The following is a 17,879-nucleotide window of genomic DNA, read 5'->3' as shown; positions in this document are numbered from 1 at the left end:
CGGTTCGGCATGCGCAAATTCGCATCGGGCGCAAGTCGCCGTCATCCCGGGCTTGTCCCGGAATCCAGAGCCGCGGAGCGCGGCGCTTGTAACCCTGGATCCCGGGACAAGCCCGGGATGACGATTTGTGGAGCGGTCGAACGTCAATGCCGGGTTTCGATCGGCTAAATCCCACCCTCGTCCAGCGAAAGCAGCGTCGCATTCCCACCCGCCGACGTCGTATCGACCGACACCGCCCGCTCGGTCACGAAGCGGTACAGGTAATGCGGCCCGCCCGCCTTCGGCCCGGTCCCCGAAAGCCCCTCGCCGCCGAAAGGCTGCGACCCCACCACCGCGCCGATCATCGACCGGTTGACGTACAGATTACCGACCGCCGCCTTGCTCTCCGCCACTTCGGCGGCGCGCGCGATACGGCTGTGGAGGCCCATCGTCAGCCCGTAGCCCTTCGCGTTGACGCGCGCGATCGTCTCGGACAGCGTCCCCGCGTTCCACGTCGCGACATGCAGCAGCGGCCCGAACCATTCCTGACGAAGATCCTCGATCGCGTTCAAGCGGATCAGCGTCGGCGGGACGAACAGCCCGTCCGCCGGCGCGTCGAGCGTCTTGACCCACTGCGCTTGCACGCTCGCCCGGTACGTCATCAGCCGGTCGTACGCAGGCTGGTCGATCACCGGGCCGACATCGGTGGCCGGATCACCCGGCGCACCGATCGTCAGCGTATCGATCGCACCCGACAGCATCTCGATGACGGTGTCTGCGACATCCTCCTGCACCAGCAACAGACGAAGCGCGGAACACCGCTGCCCCGCCGAACGGAAGGACGATGCGACGACATCCGCCACGACTTGTTCGGGCAATGCGGTCGAATCGACGATCATCGCGTTGATGCCCCCCGTCTCCGCGATCAGCGGGACGATCGGGCGATCATCGTCTTCCAGCAGCGATCGGGCGATCCTGCGCGCGGTCGCGGTCGATCCGGTGAAGGCCACACCCATGATCCGCGGATCGCCGGTCAGTGCTGCGCCGACGTCGGGACCGCCGGGGACCAGGATCAGCGCATCCTTGGGCACACCCGCGTCGTGCGCCAGTGCCACCGCCCGGGCGGCGATCGCCGGGGTCTGCGGTGCCGGCTTTGCGACGACGGTATTGCCGGCGACGAGCGCGGCGACGGTTTGACCCAGAAAGATCGCGAGCGGAAAGTTCCAGGGCGAAATCGTCGCCCAAACGCCGCGCCCTTCGAGATGCAGCGTGTTGCGTTCGCCGGTCGGCCCGGGGAGTTCGACCGGATGCAGGTTGGCGCGCGCCTCCTTCGCATAGTAGCGGCAGAAGTCGGCGGCTTCGCGGACTTCGCCGATCGCGTCGGGGATGGTCTTGAACGCCTCCTGCACGCAGATCGCCATCAGCTCGTCGCGGTTCGACTCCAGCAGGTCGGCGAGACGGTCGAGACATGCGGCGCGGGTTTCGACGGGCGTGGCGGACCAGGCGGGGAAGGCGGCGTGCGCGCGGGTGATGGCGGCGCTGGCTTCTGCCCTTCCCCCGCGAAGGCGGGAGAACGGCGAGAGCGGGAGGGGAGCATTCACCGCTTCCACCGCCGCCGCCAACGTCTCCCCATCGCTCAAGTCCAACCCGCTCGAATTCCGATGCCCCCCTGCCCCGAACAAGTCGACCGGTCGCGGAATAGACGGATGCCGCGCCCCGCCCACCGCGGCGACCTTCGCCACCGGATCCGCCAGAATGTCCGCCTCGCTCAATCGCGCATCCGCCAGCTGGTGCACGAAGCTGGAATTCGCGCCGTTCTCCAGCAACCGCCGGACGAGATAGGCCAGCAGGTCGCGGTGCCCGCCGACCGGCGCATAGACCCGGCAATGATAGCCGTTCTCGCGCACCAGCCGCTCGTACAGGCCGTCGCCCATCCCGTGCAGCCGCTGGAACTCGAAGTCGCGGCTGTTGCCCGCCCATTCGATGATCGTCGCGACGGTCAGCGCGTTGTGGCTGGCGAAGGCCGGCCGAATATGCTCCGCGTCCAGCATGTCGCGCGCGACCGCGAGATAGGACACGTCGGTCGCCGCCTTGCGCGTAAACAGCGGATAGTCCGCCAGCCCCTCGACCTGAGTCCGCTTGATCTCGCTGTCCCAATAGGCCCCCTTCACCAAGCGCACGTTCATCAGCCGGCCCAGCCCGTTCGCCCAGGCGATCACCGGCCGCGCACGCTTGCCATAGGCCTGCACCGCCATGCCGAACCCGTCCCAGCCCTTGAGGCCGGGCAACGCGGCGACCGAGCCGATGATGTCCAGGCTCATCTCAAGCCGCTCGGACTCCTCGGCGTCGACGGTCAGCGCAATCCCCTTCGCCGCGGCCTGTTCGGCCAGCGCGACCAGCATGTCGGTCAGCGCGGGGACGCATTCGCTCCACCGCGCGACCTCGTAGCGCGGGTGGAGCGCGGACAGCTTCACCGATACCGAATGCCCTGCCGCCGGATCGCTGCCCACCGCATCGATCGCGCCGACATAGGATTGGAAGTAGCGGTCCGCGTCGACGAAGGTCCGCGCCGCCTCGCCGAGCATGTCGAAACTGGCGGTGAAGCCCTGGTTCTCCGGGCGCGCCATCCGCCGCATCGCCTCGTCGATGGTACGGCCCATGACGAAAATCTCGCCCATCATCTTCATGGCGGCACCCACCGCCTGCCGGACGAACGGTTCGCCCGCACGGCCGATCAGACGGCGTAGCGGTCCCTGCTCACCCTCCCCCACCAGCGCGCGCCCGACGACCAGCCCCCAGGTCGCGACATTGACCAGCTTCGACGACGACTCGCCCGTATGCGCACGCCAGTTCGCATCGCCCAGCTTGTCGGCGATCAGCAGGTCCGCGGTTTCCGGATCGGGCACGCGCAGGAACGCCTCCGCCAGCGACAGCAGCGCGACGCCCTCCGACGAATTCAGCCGGTATTCCTGCAGGAACTGGTTCACCCACCCCCGCGACTGCGCCGCGCGCAGGTCGGCGAGCAGCCCCGACGCATGGCCGATGACCCGATCGCGCGAATCGGGCGTTAGCGCGGCCCGCGCCAATAGCGGTTTTAGAACATCGGGTTCGGCGGCGCGGTGCAATTTTGCCATGGATTTGCGGGCGTCTGACGTTGCGGCGTAGGACATGATCGAACCTTCGGTCAGCTGAGGCTTGCAGAACCGGTCGGCCCGCGCCTAGAGAATGCCCGCGCTAAGCCATATTTCGCCGCCGAGGGGAATGCCGTGACGACGATCACCGTGGAGGAGATGAAGGGCCGGATCGGCAGCGAAACCATATCCGAATGGGTCGAGGTGACGCAGACCATGATCGACAAATTCGCGGATGCGACCGGCGACCACCAGTTCATCCATGTCGATCCCGCGATGGCGGCGATGACGCCGTTCGGCGGCACGATCGCGCACGGCTTCCTGACGCTGGCGCTGATGCCTCTATTGTCGTCCAAGGTTGCGGACGCGCCGAAGCTGGAGGGCGTGAAGATGGGCGTCAATTACGGCGGCAACAAGGTTCGCTTCCTGACCCCGGTGCGCTCTGGTTCAAAGGTCCGCGGCCGCTTCAAGCTGCTGGAATTCGACGAAAAGCGTCCCGGTCAATATCAACAGACCAACGAATTCACCGTCGAGATCGAAGGCCAGTCCAAGCCCGCGATGATCGCGGAATGGATCAGCCAGATTTTCGTTTGATCCCTCCCCTTCCTCCACTTCCGCAAGCCAGGGAGCAATAAGCTCATGCGTTCCGCCGTCATCGTCTCCACCGCCCGTACCCCGATCGGCCGCGCTTACCGCGGCGCGTTCAACAACCTGCCCTCGCCGACGCTCGCCGGCCACGCGATCAAGGCGGCGGTCGAACGCGCCGGGATCGACGGTGCCGAAGTGCAGGACGTGGTGTTCGGTGCCGCGCTCCAGCAGGGCGTACAGGCGGGCAACATCGCGCGCACGTCGCTGCTCCGCGCCGGGCTGCCGGCCAGCGTGTCGGGCATGTCCCTCGATCGTCAGTGCGCCTCGGGCCTGATGGCGATCGCGACCGCGGCGAAGGAGATCGTCGTCGACAATATGGACGTCGCCATCGGCGGCGGCGTCGACAGCATCAGCCTGGTCCAGACGCCCAAGATGAACGTCGCGCCCGACCCCGAGCTGATCGCGATGCACAAGGCGATCTACATGCCGATGCTGCAGACCGCGGAGGTCGTCGCCAGCCGCTACGGCATCGGCCGCGATGCGATGGACGAATATGCGCTTCAGTCGCAGCAGCGCACCGCCGCCGCACAGGCCGCGGGCAAGTTCGACGACGAGATCGTCGCCGTCAGCGCGACGATGGCGATCGTCAACAAGGAAACGAAGGAGGTCAGCCACAAGGACGTGACCCTGTCCAAGGACGAGGGCAATCGCGCCGACACAACGCTTGACGGCTTGCAGAGCCTGAAGGCCGTGCTGCCCGAGGGCACGATCACGGCGGGCAACGCGTCGCAGCTTTCGGACGGCGCATCCGCCAGCGTGCTGATGGAGGAGAAGGTCGCCGCGGCGAAGGGGCTGACGCCGCTTGGCCGCTATGTGGGCATGGCGGTGGCGGGCACCGAACCCGACGAGATGGGCATCGGCCCGGTCTTCGCGATCCCCAAGCTGCTCGAGCGGTTCGGGCTGAAGATGGACGATATCGGCCTGTGGGAACTGAACGAGGCGTTCGCTGTGCAGGTGCTGTATTGCCGCGACAAACTCGGCATCCCGGACGAGTTGCTGAACGTCAATGGCGGCGCGATTTCGATCGGCCACCCTTACGGCATGTCGGGCGCGCGCATGACCGGCCATGCGCTGATCGAAGGCAAGCGTCGCGGCGCGAAGCATGTCGTCGTCACGATGTGCATCGGCGGCGGCATGGGCGCGGCGGGGTTGTTCGAGGTGCTGTGAGGTTGAAAACATCCCTGAAAGGGATATAACGCAGACCGGCGACGTCATAGGCGCCTTCTTGTGCGAGCCCCGGTCGTGTCAGCGGCCGGGGCTCAAATCGTTTGGGACCCGCGTGTCAGCGCGAGCCCCGCCCGTATGCCCTACTTGTTACGTACCTCCACGATCTTGACGACCAACGTCGCAAAACCGATGAGAACGCCCAGGATCAGGCACAAGTCGGTCACCGTCATAGGTGTTTCCTCCATGTGTTGGCAGCGTCATTGCCACCGCGCCGGATCATGATGACCGGGAAGTAATCACGCAACCTGCACATTCGGGCACTGCCCAAACGTACAGGGCAACGCTTCGCAACCAACGCCGCCCCCACCCGTTCTCCCACCAACCCATCAGGAGGACGATATGGCCGAACACACCCCGCAGGAAGTCGCAGACAAGTTCATCGACAAGTTGAAGGCGAGCCCGTTCGTCATGATCGGGCTGGACGGCAGCGACCAGCATCGCGAGCCGATGACCGCCCAGATCGACGACGATCAGCCAAATACGTTGTTCTTCTTCGCCGGGCGCGGCAATCGCATCGCCGACGGTGGCCGTGCGATGGCGCAGTTCGTCAGCAAGGGGCATGACTTCTTTGCGTGTCTCGACGGCGTCGTATCGCGCGATGACGACCGGGCCGAGATCGACAAGCTCTGGAACAAGGCGGCCGAGGCCTATTTCCCGGGCGGAAAGGCCGATCCCGACCTGACGCTGCTACGCTTCGACATCGACAGCGCGGAATTGTGGGAAACCGACATCGCACTGTCGGGACGGCTGAAGATGCTGTTCGGCGGTACGATCAAGCCCCAGGAGAATAGCAGCCACGCGGTCGTGGACACCGTGGCCTGATCGACCGGATGGCGGCGGACGGGTTAGCCGTTCGCCGCCATCCAGTCCTCCACGACCGGCGCGATCGTATCGCGCCACCGCGTGCCGTTGAATATCCCGTAATGGCCCGCACCTTGCGCCATTAGATACCGTTTTTTCACGTCCGGAAGGTTGGTCGCGAGCGACAGCGCGGCCCTGGTCTGGCCGATCCCCGAAATATCGTCGCGCTCGCCCTCGATCGCGAGTAGACCGATATCGACGATCGCCCCCGGATCGACCGGTCGACCGCGATGGGTCATCGTCCCGTTCGGCAGCGCATGCGTCTGGAATACCAGATCGATCGTCTGGAGATAGAATTCCGCGGTCATGTCGCAGACCGAGCGGTATTCGTCATAGAATGCCTTGGTGGCATCCGCGCTTTCGCCATCGCCGGCGACCAGATGCTTGAACATGTCCCAATGGCTGTTCATGTGATTGCCCAGGTTCATCGACAGGAATCCGGCCAGTTGCAGGAACCCCGGATAGACCCGCCGCCCCGCGCCCGGATAGTTGGCAGGGACCGTCGCGATGACATTCTGTTCGAACCAGGCGAAAGGACGTTTCGTCGCGAGCGTGTTGACCGCGGTCGGTGCCTGACGCGTGTCGACCGGACCACCCATCATCGTCAGCGTCTTCGGCCGCCAGGGGTGCGCATCCGCACTCATCAGCGCGGCGGCGGCGTAGCATGGCACCGACGGCTGACACACCGCCAGCATATGTGCGCGCTCCCCGTCGCCGGCCTCACCGATCACGGACAGAAATTCCACGAGGTAATCGATATAATCGTCCAGATCGAAACGACCGTCCGACACGGGTACCATTTTCGCGTCGCGCCAGTCGGTGATGTAGACATCCGCGACCGGTAGCATCCGTTCCACCGTGCCGCGCAGCAGCGTCGCATAGTGGCCCGACATCGGCGCGACGATCAGCAGCTTTGGCCCATGATCGATACCGTCGCGAACGAAATGCTTGAGCTGACCGAACGCGCGGCGGGCGACGATCTCCTCGCGCACGGCGACCGCCCGGCCATCGACCAGCGTGGAATCGAGACCGAACGCGGGCTTGCCGCGCGATGCGGCGGCGTGCGCGAATACCGCCAGTGCCGACGCCATGACCGATCCGCCGCCGGTGTGGGCGAACGGGTTACCGGGACTGGTCAGCATCGACGCACCGAGATCCGCCATCGCGCCGGCACCGGCCAACATCGAACGCTGCATCTCGTACATGTCGTAAAGCATCGGGTATCCTCTTGGCGCGTGGGTCGCGACATCCCTATCCACATTTCCGCAGTGCACAATCGACGATCGCGTATGCGTGGGCACGGTGCCCATCATCGTTGAGCGAAGGCGACGGGGCTGCTAGATCGGGCCATGGCCCGACAACCGTCCCCGACATCTCCGCTTCCAGCCGTACCGCGCCGTCTGGGTAGCCTGAAAATGGTGTGGCGCTTCGCCTCGCATTACCCGGCGCAGGTCGCGGCGGCGCTCGCGGCATTGCTCGTCACGTCGCTCGTGACGGCGTCGATCCCCTATCCGATCCGGTCGATGATCGATCGCGGCTTTTCGCATGGCGGCGATGCGGCGCATATCGATCAGGTCTTCTATGCGCTGTTCGGCCTGGTGCTGCTGCTCGCGCTGGGTACCGCGGTGCGCTTCTACTTCGTTTCCTGGCTGGGCGAGCGCGTGGTGGCGGATGTGCGGATTGCGGTGCAGCGCAATCTCCTCGGCCTCGCGCCGCGTTTCTTCGAGGAGAACCGGCCGGCCGAGATCGCATCGCGCCTTACCGCGGATACCGCGCAGATCGAGACCGCAGTCGGCACCACCGTCTCCGTCGCGCTGCGCAACGCGCTGACCGGGATCGCCAGCGTCGCGACGATGTTCGTTCTGGCGCCAAAGCTCGCCGGATCGCTGCTGCTCGCGATACCGATCATCGTCCTGCCGATCGTTCTGCTCGGCCGGCGGGTGCGTGGCTTTTCGCGCACCAGCCAGGACCGGATCGCCGATATCGGCGCGATCGCGGTGGAGACGCTTGGCGCGATGAAGATCGTTCAGGCGTTCGGCCAGGAAGCGCGCGAAGGCGAACGCTTCGCGAGCGCGGTGGAACAGGGCTTCGCCGCCGCCAAGCGCCGCATTCGCATCCGCGCCCTGATGACGGCGCTCGTCATCCTGCTGTTGTTCGGCGCGATCCTCTGGCTGCTCTGGTCGGTCGTGTCCGACGTTGCGGAGGGGCGTCTGTCGGGAGGATCGCTCACCGGATCGCTCGTCGCCGCGTTCCTGGTCGCCGGCTCGTTCGGGTCGCTGACCGAGGTTTACGGGGACCTGCTGCGCTCGGCGGGTGCGGCGGAGCGATTGCATGAACTGCTGACCGAGGTCACAGGCATCGCCGCACCGGCCGAGCCCCGTGCCCTACCCGAGCCGGCGCGCGGGGCGCTGGCGTTCGAGCATGTCGCGTTCCGCTATCCGACGCGGCCGGACGTCGCCGCGCTGCACGATTTCACGCTGACCATCGCCCCCGGCGAGACGGTCGCGCTGGTCGGGCCATCGGGTGCCGGCAAGACGACGCTGTTCCAACTGGCGGAGCGCTTCTACGATCCGAGCGGCGGCCGTGTGACGATGGACGGCGTCGACCTGCGCGAGGCCGATCCTGCCGATATCCGCGCCCGGATCGCGATGGTGCCGCAGGAGACGGTGATCTTCGGCGCGTCGGCGCGCGACAATCTGCGCTATGGTCGCTGGGATGCGACCGACGCCGAGCTGTGGGACGCCGCGGAGGCCGCCAACGCAGCCGAATTCCTGCGCCGACTACCCGACGGGCTCGATACGTTCCTTGGCGAAGGCGGCGCGAGATTGTCGGGCGGGCAGCGGCAGCGTGTGACGATCGCGCGCGCGCTGTTGCGCGATTCGCCGATCCTGTTGCTGGACGAGGCCACGAGTGCGCTCGACGCCGAGAGCGAGCAATTGGTGCAGCAGGCGCTGGAACGGCTGATGGCCGATCGGACCACGCTGGTCATCGCCCACCGGCTCGCGACCGTGCGCGCCGCGCGGCGGATCGTCGTGATGGAGGAAGGGCGGATCGTCGAGGAAGGCAGCCACGCCGCCCTCATCGGCCGCAGCGGCCTTTATGCGCGGCTGGCGAGCTTGCAGTTCAACGAGGCGGCCTGACACCGGGAGACGACGACATGCGAGACTTCGATCTGATCGTCTACGGTGCCACCGGCTTCACCGGCCGCCTGGTCGCCGAATATCTCGTACAGGCCTATCCGACCGGCGGACCGCGATGGGCGATGGCCGGGCGCAGCGCGGCGAAACTGGCGGAGGTGCGCGACCTGATCGGCGCGCCGGCGGACACGCCGCTGGTGGTGGCGGACGCATCCGATCCTGCCGGCCTCAAGACGATGGCCGAGCGGGCGCGAGTCGTGCTGACGACGGTCGGGCCCTATCAACTCTATGGCGGCGATCTCGTCGCGGCCTGCGCCGAGGCAGGCACCGGCTATGTCGATCTGTGCGGGGAGCCCGCCTGGATGCGGCACATGATCGACGCGCACCAGGATGCGGCGAAGGCCAGCGGCGCGCGGATCGTGTTCAGTTGCGGGTTCGACTCGATCCCGTTCGACCTCGGCGTACAGTCCTTGCAGGAATGCGCGGTCGCGAAGCACGGCGTGCCGGCGCGCCGCGTGAAGGGCCGCGTCCGCAAGATGCAGGGCGGCTTTTCGGGCGGTACCGCGGCCAGCCTGAAGGCAACGCTGGCCGCCGCGGCGCGCAGTCCCTCGATCGTCGCGCTGCTGACCAATCCGTTTGCGCTGACACCGGGTTTTTCCGGGCCGCACCAGCCGATGGGCCTGCTGCCCGAATATGACACGACGATCGGCGCCTGGGTCGCGCCGTTCATCATGGCACCGATCAACACGAAGAACGTGCACCGCACCAATTTCCTGCTCGGCCAGGCCTATGGCAAGGATTTCGTCTATGACGAGATGATGGTCGCCGGGCTCGGCGATGTCGGGCGCGCGGCGGCGGAGGCGATCGCGAAGCTGAACCCGCTCGCGTCCGACAAGGGGCCGAAGCCGGGCGAGGGACCGTCGAAGGCGGAGCGTGACGCAGGTTATTACGACCTGCTGTTCATCGGCCTGATGCCCGACGGATCGCGGATGGATTGCGTCGTCACCGGCGATCGCGACCCCGGATATGGGTCGACCAGCAGGATGATCGCGGAAACCGCACTGTGCCTGCTGAACACCGAGGGCGAAGGCGGCATCTGGACGCCGGGGGCGCTGCTGGGGGCGACGCTGCGGCACCGGTTGCAGGACAAGGCGGGGCTGATGTTCCGGGCGGGATAGAAACTGCGTCATGCCGGGCTCATCCCGGCATCCGGAGCCGCAAGCGTTACGCTCCCTGGCCCTGGACCCCGGCACGAGGCCGGGGGACGATACCCTAACGCTTCTTCCCCTGATGCCGGATGTTCATCGGCCGGCCGCGATGCTTCACCACCCGATCCACGCGCCGCGGCGGCGCGGCCTGTTTCCCGCCCGGCAGTTCGAACCGCAGCGCGCCCGATACCGGGTTCGCCTCCGCCAGTTTCAGATCGAGCCGCTGGCCGAGCGTATAGACGTCGCCGCTGGTTTCCCCCGTCAGCGTACGTGCCGCCTCGTCGAAGCGAAAATATTCGCCGCCCAGATCACGTACCGACAACAGGCCGTCGCCGCCGACGCCCTCCACCGTCGCGAATACACCGAAATTGGCGATACCGGTGATGCGCGCGGGCATCGTCTCGCCGATCCGTTCGGAGAGATAGGCCGCGACGTAGCGGTCCATCGTGTCGCGCTCCGCCTCCATCGCGCGGCGTTCGAGGCGGCTGATCTGCTCGCCGACCGCCTCCATGTTCGCCGCATCCGCCGCGGGCAGTGCGCCCGGGCCCAGCGTGTAGCTGCCGACGAGCGATCGGTGGACGAGCAGATCGGCATAGCGCCGGATCGGCGAGGTGAAATGCGCGTAGCTGCCCAGCGCGAGGCCGAAATGGCCGTGGTTCGCGGGGCCGTAATAGGCCTGGGTCTGCGTGCGCAACACCTGTTCCATCACCTGCGGGCGGAAATCGGCGTCGCCGATCCTGTCGAGGACATGGTTGAAGGTCGCCGGCCGGACGACCTGACCGAGCGCGAAGGCGACGTCGAAGGTCGCGAGATAGTCCTTCAGCGCGACCAGTTTCTCGCGGCTCGGCGGCTCATGGATGCGATACATGACCGGTGCCTTCTTCGCCTCCAGCGCCTTGGCAGCGGCGACGTTGGCGGCGATCATATAATCCTCGATCAGCCGGTGCGCATCGAGTCGTTCGCGCGGCGCGACGGACAGCAGGCGGCCCTGTTCGTCGAGGACGACACGCCGCTCGGGCAGATCGAGATCGAGCGGCGCGCGCGCGGCGCGCGCCTTGGCGAGAGCCTGCCAGCAGGACCAGAGGGGTTGGAGGATGGGCAACAACTCCCCTTCCCGTTCGCGGGCAGGAGCGTCGATCACCGCCTGCGCATCCTCATACGCGATATTCGCGGCGATCCGCACCACCGCGCGGGTGAAGCGCCAGGACAACAGCGCCCCGTCCCTCCCGATCCGCAAATGGCAGGCCAATGCCGCGCGGTCCGCGCCCGCCTTCAGCGAGCAGATGTCCGCGGACAGCATCTCCGGCAGCATCGGCACGACCCGATCGGGAAAATACACCGAATTCCCGCGCCGCCGCGCCTCGCGGTCCAGTTCCGAGCCCGGACGCACATAGAAGCTGACATCCGCGATCGCGACGATCGCCTTCCACCCGCCCTCGTTGGCCGGGTCGTCATCCGGTGCCGCCCACACCGCGTCGTCGTGATCGCGCGCATCGGCCGGATCGATGGCGACGATCGGCAAGTCGCGCAAATCCTCCCGCCCCTCGCCAAGCGCCGACCCGGCGACGACGCGCGCCTCGTCCAGCGTCTCGACGGAAAAGACGTCGGGAATACCCAGCTTGTGGATCGCGATCAGCGAGAAGCTCTTCGGCGCGAACGGATCGCCCAGTCGCTGCACCACGCGCGCGGTGACCCGCGGCGGTCGCCCGCTGCGTTCGGCGAGCACCAGATCGCCCGGCCCCGCCTCGCCGGCGTCCGACACCGCGTAATCGCGGCGTTCCTTCTTATCGACGCCGGTCAGCCACAACCGCCCGCCTTCCTCGCGCAGCACGCCGATCAACCGGTCAGACGCAGCGGCAATCTGCTTCATCGGATACGCGATCCACCCGACCCCGGCCTCTTCCGTCCGGGCTAGAATACGATCGCCGATCCCGAGGCTTCCACCCTTGCGCTCGCGCACGCGCAGTCGGGGAATCAGCACGCCTTCCGCCTCCCACCGGTCAGGCACCGCCCAGACGTTGCCGCTATCGTCGACATCCGCGATCCGCAGCACGGTCACCTTGGGCACCCCGCCCATCTTGTGGAACGCGCGGCCGGGCGCCGAATCGATCAGCCCCTCGTCGGCCATGTCCTTCAACAATGCCTTCAGCACGATCTTGTCCTGCGCGCTCAGCCCGAAGGCGCGCGCGATCTCGCGTTTGCCCGCGGGCTGTTCCGAATGCGCGATGAAATCGAGGATCTGCTGGCGGCTCGGAAGCCCTGCCTTGGGTTTGTGCATCGCCCGGAGATAGGGTTTCGCGCAGCGGACGTCACCCGCTATGAACGATCACATGACAATGGCGACGTACGACCTGCTTATCGTCGGTGGCGGCATCAACGGCGCGGCGATCGCGCGCGAGGCGGTCCTGAACGGGCTGTCGGTCCTGCTGGTGGAGCAAGGCGACCTTGCGGGCGCGACATCATCCGCCTCGACCAAGCTGATCCATGGCGGCCTGCGCTACCTCGAATATTACGACTTCAAACTCGTGGCGGAGGCGTTGCGGGAGCGCGAGCGGCTGGTGACGGCCGCGCCGCACGTCATCCGCCCGTTGCGCTTCGTCCTGCCGCACGAAAATGCGGTGCGGCCATGGGGGATGGTTCGGCTGGGGTTGTATTTCTACGATATGCTGGGCGGCCGGATGACGCTGAAACGATCGCGCTCGCTCCGCAAAAACGATACCGCCTTTACCGCGCCGTTGAAAGGCGGCGCGCGCGGCTTCGTATATTCGGACGCGTTCGTCGACGATTCGCGGCTGACGCTGCTTAACGCGATCGATGCGGCGGACAATGGCGCGGACATTCGCGTCGGCACCGCGCTGGAGTCCGCGCGTCGAGACGGCAGCATCTGGCGCGCGACGCTGTCCGACGGCGACGACGTCACCGCGCGCGCGATCGTGAACGCCGCCGGCCCCTGGGTCGCTGCGCTGCTCGGGCGGTTGGGCGTGAATGCCGAGGCCGGGGTACGACTGGTCAAGGGCAGCCACATCGTCGTGCCAAGACTGTACGACGGCGACCACGCCTATATCCTGCAACTCCCCGACCGGCGGATCGTGTTCGCGATCCCGTATCTGGGCGACTCGACCGAGATCGGCACCACCGACATCCCCGTCGATCGCCCGGAGGATGCGGTGATCGACGCCGACGAGATCGCGTATCTGTGCGACGCGGTGAACCAGCATTTCGTTCGGCAGGTCGCCCCCGGCGACGTAACCTCGACCTGGTCCGGCGTGCGACCGCTCTACGACGACGGCGCGAGCGAGGCGCGGGCGGTGACGCGCGATTACGTGCTGGAACTCGATACCAACGGCCCGCCCCTGTTGTCCGTGTTCGGCGGCAAGATCACCACGGCGCGCCATCTGGCGGAGGAGGCGATCGGCAAGCTTGCGCCGACGCTCGGTCGATCGGCCCGGCGGACGACTCGAGGCCGGATATTCCCCGGCGGCGATATCGCGCCCTTCGCCGTGTTTCTGGGCGAGGTTCGCCGGACTTGGCCATGTCTCGGCACCCAGCGCAGCGAACGGATGGCGCGCGCCTATGGGTCTATGCTGCGGCGGATGCTCGCAGGCGTCACCGACGAGGCCGGCATGGGCCGCGCCTTCGCCGCCGGATTGACCGAGATCGAGGCGCGCTGGATGCATGATCGCGAATGGGCGCGCGCGGCGGACGATGTCCTGATGCGGCGATCCAAGCTCGGGCTGCACATGACGTCCGCCGAGCGCGCGGCATTCGCGGCCTGGTGGAACGCGACGTACCCCGGCTGACCGGCGCTTCGCGGTCTTCGGCGACCGTGATGCCGCGCGAATGGCCGGCACCCTGCCCGATGCCCAACAGGACCGGCGCTCAGTAAGACCGCCCGATCAACACCCGCTCCACCGCCGGTTCGCCGGTGAAGATGCATTCGCCCTGGGTCTTGCCCTGACCCATCGGCGCGTTGCGGATCGTCAGCTTCAACGCCTTCAGTCGTTCGACCACCGCATCCAACGCCGCGCCCGTCGGCTTCGCCCAGCGGACATCGGCCCAACCCGGATTGGCGTGGCCTTCCGCGAACAGCGCCGCGATCCCCGCCCAGTCGTCGACGGGCGCGATGTTGGCCTTCAGCCGATCGGTCGCCTGTGCGTGCAGCACCGTCTGGATCGATTCCAGCATGGCCGGCACGTCCGCGGTGAAGTCGCCGCGCGGCACGACCATGCTGTCGAGCTTCCCGTCGTCCCGGTACAACCGGTCGCGTCGGATGACCGACACCGCGCCGCCCGCCATGTCGCGGCCACCGACCTCGATCACGATCGGCGCACCCTTCTTCACCCAGCCCCAGCGCTTGGTGGCGGCCTTGGCGGGCTTCAGGTCCAGCAAGGCGCGTATCGGTTCGCCGAACGCCGACCGCCGGCCCAGTTCCTCGCGCAAATCCTTGCAATAGGCGACGATCGCCTCGTCCTCGGGCTGCTCGCGCAGCATCGGGACGATCACGACCTGCCACGGCGCGACGAGCGGCGGCACACGCAGGCCGTCATCGTCGCCGTGCACCATGATGACCCCGCCGATCATCCGCGTCGACACGCCCCAGCTCGTGGTATTCGCCAATTCCAGTTCGCCAGCCGCGTTCTGGAAGCGGATGCCCTGCGCGGTCGCGAAATTGGTGCCGAGGAAATGCGAGGTGCCCGACTGGAGCGCCTTGCCATCCTGCATCATCGCCTCGATCGAATAGGTCGCGACCGCGCCGGGAAAGCGCTCGTTCTCCGGCTTCTCGCCGGCCACGACGGGCAGCGCCAGGCAGTCCTCCGCGAAGGAGCGGTAGACCTCGAGCATCTTCAGCGTCTCTTCGCGGGCCTCGTCGGCGGAGGCGTGCGCGGTATGTCCCTCCTGCCAGAGAAATTCGGACGTCCGCAGGAACATCCGCGTCCGCATTTCCCAGCGCACGACGTTGGCCCATTGGTTGATGAGCACCGGCAGATCGCGCCAGGACTGCACCCAACGCGCGAATGCAGTGCCGATCACGGTCTCGCTGGTCGGCCGGACGACGAGCGGCTCCTCAAGCTTCGCGCTGGGGTCGGGGGTCAGGCCACCCTTGCCGTCCGCGATCAGCCGGTGGTGCGTGACCACCGCCATTTCCTTGGCGAACCCCTCGACATGCTCCGCCTCCTTCTCGAAATAGGACAGCGGAATGAAGAGCGGGAAATAGCAATTCTCGTGCCCCGTCGCCTTGATCCGGTCGTCGAGCAGACGCTGGATGCGTTCCCAGATGCCATAGCCCCAGGGCCTGATGATCATGCAGCCGCGCACCCCCGATTCTTCGGCCAGATCGGCCTCGGCGATGACGGACTGGTACCAGGCGGCGAAATCGGCCTGGCGGGTGACGGGGAGCGCGTGCTTGATGGCCATGGCGCTCGCGCTTAGCGGTTCGCCCGCACCGCCGCCAGCAGACGCTTGCCGCGAAGGTACATCTCCAGCCGCGTCACCGCGAAATTGCCGAGCGCCAGCGCCAACGCCGCATCGGTCACCAGCTGGACATCCAGGTGCATTGCCCGCCCCTCGCTCTGCGCCGCCATCCTGACCAGGACGATCGCGAAGAGGAACAGCATGGCGAGCGGCGATGCCCGCTGGCTGAGGCTATGCGTTTCCGGATCGACATGGATCGCCATCAGGCGTCCGCGCTGCCAGCCGAGCACGGCACCCACCGCAAGCGCGACGACCGCCGCCAGCCAGCCTTTCGCCGTCGGCGGCGTGGTTGCGAACACCGCGGCGACGATGACGAGGTAGATCGCCGGCACGATCCACAATTGCTCCAGCTTCAGCCGTCGCATCCGGGTCATCTGGCGACCGCGGATCAGGAACACGATGGCGATGACCGCGATCGGGATCACATATTGCATCAGTCCGTTCGGCTGTACCGCTTGCCCGCCCATATATCGCTCATCCCCGGCCATTCCCCGACCGTGTGTTAGACGACCGACACAGTGTAGGAAAGGTTATTCGGCAGCCTCGGCGACCGGCACCGCCTCCTTCCAGACCAGCAGCGGCTTGCGTGCCGCCAGCGTCTCGTCGAGGCGGCTGCGCGGCGCGAAATGCGGTGCCGATTTCAGCGCCCGGTCGCCCGCCTTGGCACGCTCCGCCACCGATCGCAGCGCGGCGATGAACTGATCGAGCGCCGCCTTGCTCTCGGTCTCGGTCGGTTCGATCAGCATCGCGCCGTGGACGACGAGCGGGAAGTACATCGTCATCGGATGGAATCCCTCGTCGATCAGCCCCTTGGCGATGTCGATCGTCGAGAAGCCATCGGCGAGGCCAGCGTCGGAGAACAAAGCCTCGTGCATGCACGGTCCGCTGCCCCCGAACGGGGCATCGAGCGTGTCGTCGAGCGACCGCAGGACATAGTTCGCGTTCAGCACCGCGTCCTCGGCCACTTGCCGGAGCCCGTCCGCGCCGTGGCTGAGGATGTAGGTCAGCGCGCGGGTGAACATCCCCATCTGGCCGTGGAACGCGCTCATCCGCCCGAAGCTGCGCGGGTGGCGATCGCCGACCGTTTCCTCCTCGACCAGCGTGATGTGCCCGTCCGCGAAGCGCTCGGTGAAGGGCAGCGGACCATAAGGCGACAGCGCTTCCGACAGGACCACCGGCCCCGAACCCGGACCGCCGCCGCCATGCGGGGTGGAGAACGTCTTGTGCAGGTTGATGTGCATCGCGTCGATGCCGAGGTCGCCGGGCCGGACGCGACCGACGATCGCGTTGAAATTCGCGCCGTCGCAATAGACATAGCCGCCCGCCGCATGGACCGCGTCCGAGATCGCCTTCATGTCGCGCTCGAACAGCCCGCAGGTATTCGGGTTGGTAATCATGACGCCTGCGACGTCCGGCCCAAGCCGCGCCTTGAGCGCGGCGGTGTCGACCCGGCCTTCAGGCGTCGCCGGGATGTCCTCGACGGTATACCCGGCGAAGGCAGCGGTGGCGGGGTTGGTGCCATGCGCGCTTTCGGGCACCAAGATGACCTTGCGGTGTCCCTCGCCGCGCGCTTCCAGCGCCGCCTTGATGCAAAGGATACCGCACAGTTCGCCATGCGCGCCCGCCTTGGGTGTCATTGCCACACCGTGCATGCCAGTGAGTTTGATCAGCCACACCGCAAGCTGATTGATGACATCCAGCGCACCCTGCACCGTATCGACCGGCTGGAGCGGATGCACGTCGGCGAACCCCGGCAGCCGCGCCATCTTCTCGTTGAGGCGCGGGTTGTGCTTCATCGTGCAGCTGCCGAGTGGGAAGAAGCCCAGGTCGATGCCGTAATTCTGGCGCGACAGGCGGGTGTAGTGGCGGACGGTTTCCGGTTCGGAGAGCCCGGGGAGGCCGATGGGGGCGGTGCGGGCGAGCGAGCCCAGCTTGTGTTCCTGCGAACGCAGGAACCCGGGGCCACGCGCGCCACCCTCGGAACCCGGTGCTCCTGCGTTCGCAGGAGCTCCGGGGAAATCGAAATCCACGCCCGTCGTGTCGGAGTCGCCGATCTCGAAGATCAGCGCCTCCTCCAGCATCAGCGCCTTGTTGCCGGTGGAAGTGGAGGCGGTCGCTCGGCCGTCCGACGACATTTCGGGCCGCCAGCCGCTCTGATTTAATGCCATCGGATCAACGCTTTCCGATCGATGCCGCACGCTGCGTGCGACGATTGC

12 protein-coding genes are annotated in these 17,879 nt (G+C 66.9%); 6 read left to right on the top strand and 6 right to left on the bottom strand.

Going from position 1 to position 17,879, the window contains the following annotated elements:
• Positions 1–164 precede the first annotated feature (164 nt).
• Positions 165–3,113, bottom strand: coding sequence for an L-glutamate gamma-semialdehyde dehydrogenase (locus HUU99_RS08400; protein ID WP_174286130.1), 2,949 nt, complete (start codon positions 3,111–3,113; stop codon positions 165–167).
• A 132-nt stretch (positions 3,114–3,245) separates the two neighbouring features.
• Here HUU99_RS08400 and HUU99_RS08395 point away from each other — a divergent pair, with 132 nt between their 5' ends.
• The 3 genes from HUU99_RS08395 to HUU99_RS08385 all read left to right on the top strand — a co-directional run bounded on the left by HUU99_RS08395 (position 3,246) and on the right by HUU99_RS08385 (position 5,807).
• Complete coding sequence (locus tag HUU99_RS08395; RefSeq protein WP_302479981.1) at positions 3,246–3,704, top strand: MaoC family dehydratase; 459 nt, start codon at positions 3,246–3,248, stop codon at positions 3,702–3,704.
• 45 nt (positions 3,705–3,749) lie between these two features.
• Positions 3,750–4,925 (top strand): acetyl-CoA C-acyltransferase, encoded by a 1,176-nt coding sequence (locus HUU99_RS08390; protein WP_174286129.1) that lies wholly within the window; start codon positions 3,750–3,752, stop codon positions 4,923–4,925.
• Positions 4,926–5,324: 399 nt separating this feature from the next.
• Positions 5,325–5,807: a pyridoxamine 5'-phosphate oxidase family protein gene (locus tag HUU99_RS08385; RefSeq protein WP_174286128.1), complete on the top strand. Its 483-nt coding sequence runs from the start codon at positions 5,325–5,327 to the stop codon at positions 5,805–5,807.
• Positions 5,808–5,830: 23 nt separating this feature from the next.
• Here HUU99_RS08385 and HUU99_RS08380 read toward each other — a convergent pair whose 3' ends face one another.
• Positions 5,831–7,063, bottom strand: a complete 1,233-nt coding sequence (locus tag HUU99_RS08380; protein WP_174286127.1) for a polyhydroxyalkanoate depolymerase — start codon at positions 7,061–7,063, stop codon at positions 5,831–5,833.
• A gap of 132 nt (positions 7,064–7,195) precedes the next feature.
• Between HUU99_RS08380 and HUU99_RS08375 the strand changes: the two genes are divergently transcribed.
• On the top strand, positions 7,196–8,986 hold the full coding sequence (locus HUU99_RS08375; protein WP_174286126.1) for an ABC transporter transmembrane domain-containing protein: 1,791 nt from the start codon (positions 7,196–7,198) through the stop codon (positions 8,984–8,986).
• Between the two features lie 17 nt (positions 8,987–9,003).
• The gene (locus HUU99_RS08370) at positions 9,004–10,161 is read left to right on the top strand and encodes a saccharopine dehydrogenase family protein (protein WP_174286125.1); all 1,158 of its coding nucleotides are present in this window, start codon (positions 9,004–9,006) and stop codon (positions 10,159–10,161) included.
• Between the two features lie 94 nt (positions 10,162–10,255).
• On the opposite strand, the gene HUU99_RS08365 is transcribed toward HUU99_RS08370, so the two are convergent.
• Positions 10,256–12,469, bottom strand: a complete 2,214-nt coding sequence (locus tag HUU99_RS08365) for a ribonuclease R family protein (protein ID WP_174286124.1) — start codon at positions 12,467–12,469, stop codon at positions 10,256–10,258.
• 52 nt (positions 12,470–12,521) lie between these two features.
• Between HUU99_RS08365 and glpD the strand changes: the two genes are divergently transcribed.
• On the top strand, positions 12,522–13,991 hold the full coding sequence (gene glpD, locus HUU99_RS08360; protein WP_174286123.1) for a glycerol-3-phosphate dehydrogenase: 1,470 nt from the start codon (positions 12,522–12,524) through the stop codon (positions 13,989–13,991).
• Positions 13,992–14,070: 79 nt separating this feature from the next.
• On the opposite strand, the gene HUU99_RS08355 is transcribed toward glpD, so the two are convergent.
• The 3 genes from HUU99_RS08355 to gcvPB all read right to left on the bottom strand — a co-directional run bounded on the left by HUU99_RS08355 (position 14,071) and on the right by gcvPB (position 17,831).
• Positions 14,071–15,606 (bottom strand): aminoacyl--tRNA ligase-related protein, encoded by a 1,536-nt coding sequence (locus tag HUU99_RS08355; protein ID WP_174286122.1) that lies wholly within the window; start codon positions 15,604–15,606, stop codon positions 14,071–14,073.
• A gap of 11 nt (positions 15,607–15,617) precedes the next feature.
• Entirely contained in the window at positions 15,618–16,130 is a 513-nt protein-coding gene (locus tag HUU99_RS08350) for a CcdC protein domain-containing protein (RefSeq protein WP_174286121.1), read from the bottom strand.
• 63 nt (positions 16,131–16,193) lie between these two features.
• The gene (gcvPB, locus tag HUU99_RS08345) at positions 16,194–17,831 is read right to left on the bottom strand and encodes an aminomethyl-transferring glycine dehydrogenase subunit GcvPB (RefSeq protein WP_174286120.1); all 1,638 of its coding nucleotides are present in this window, start codon (positions 17,829–17,831) and stop codon (positions 16,194–16,196) included.
• Positions 17,832–17,879: the final 48 nt, after the last annotated feature.

The organism is Sphingomonas bacterium (genome assembly GCF_903642285.1).
GTDB lineage: Bacteria > Pseudomonadota > Alphaproteobacteria > Sphingomonadales > Sphingomonadaceae > Sphingomonas.
The sequence above is the reverse complement of the archived record's forward strand: the minus strand, read 5'-3'. Positions and strand labels throughout refer to the sequence as shown.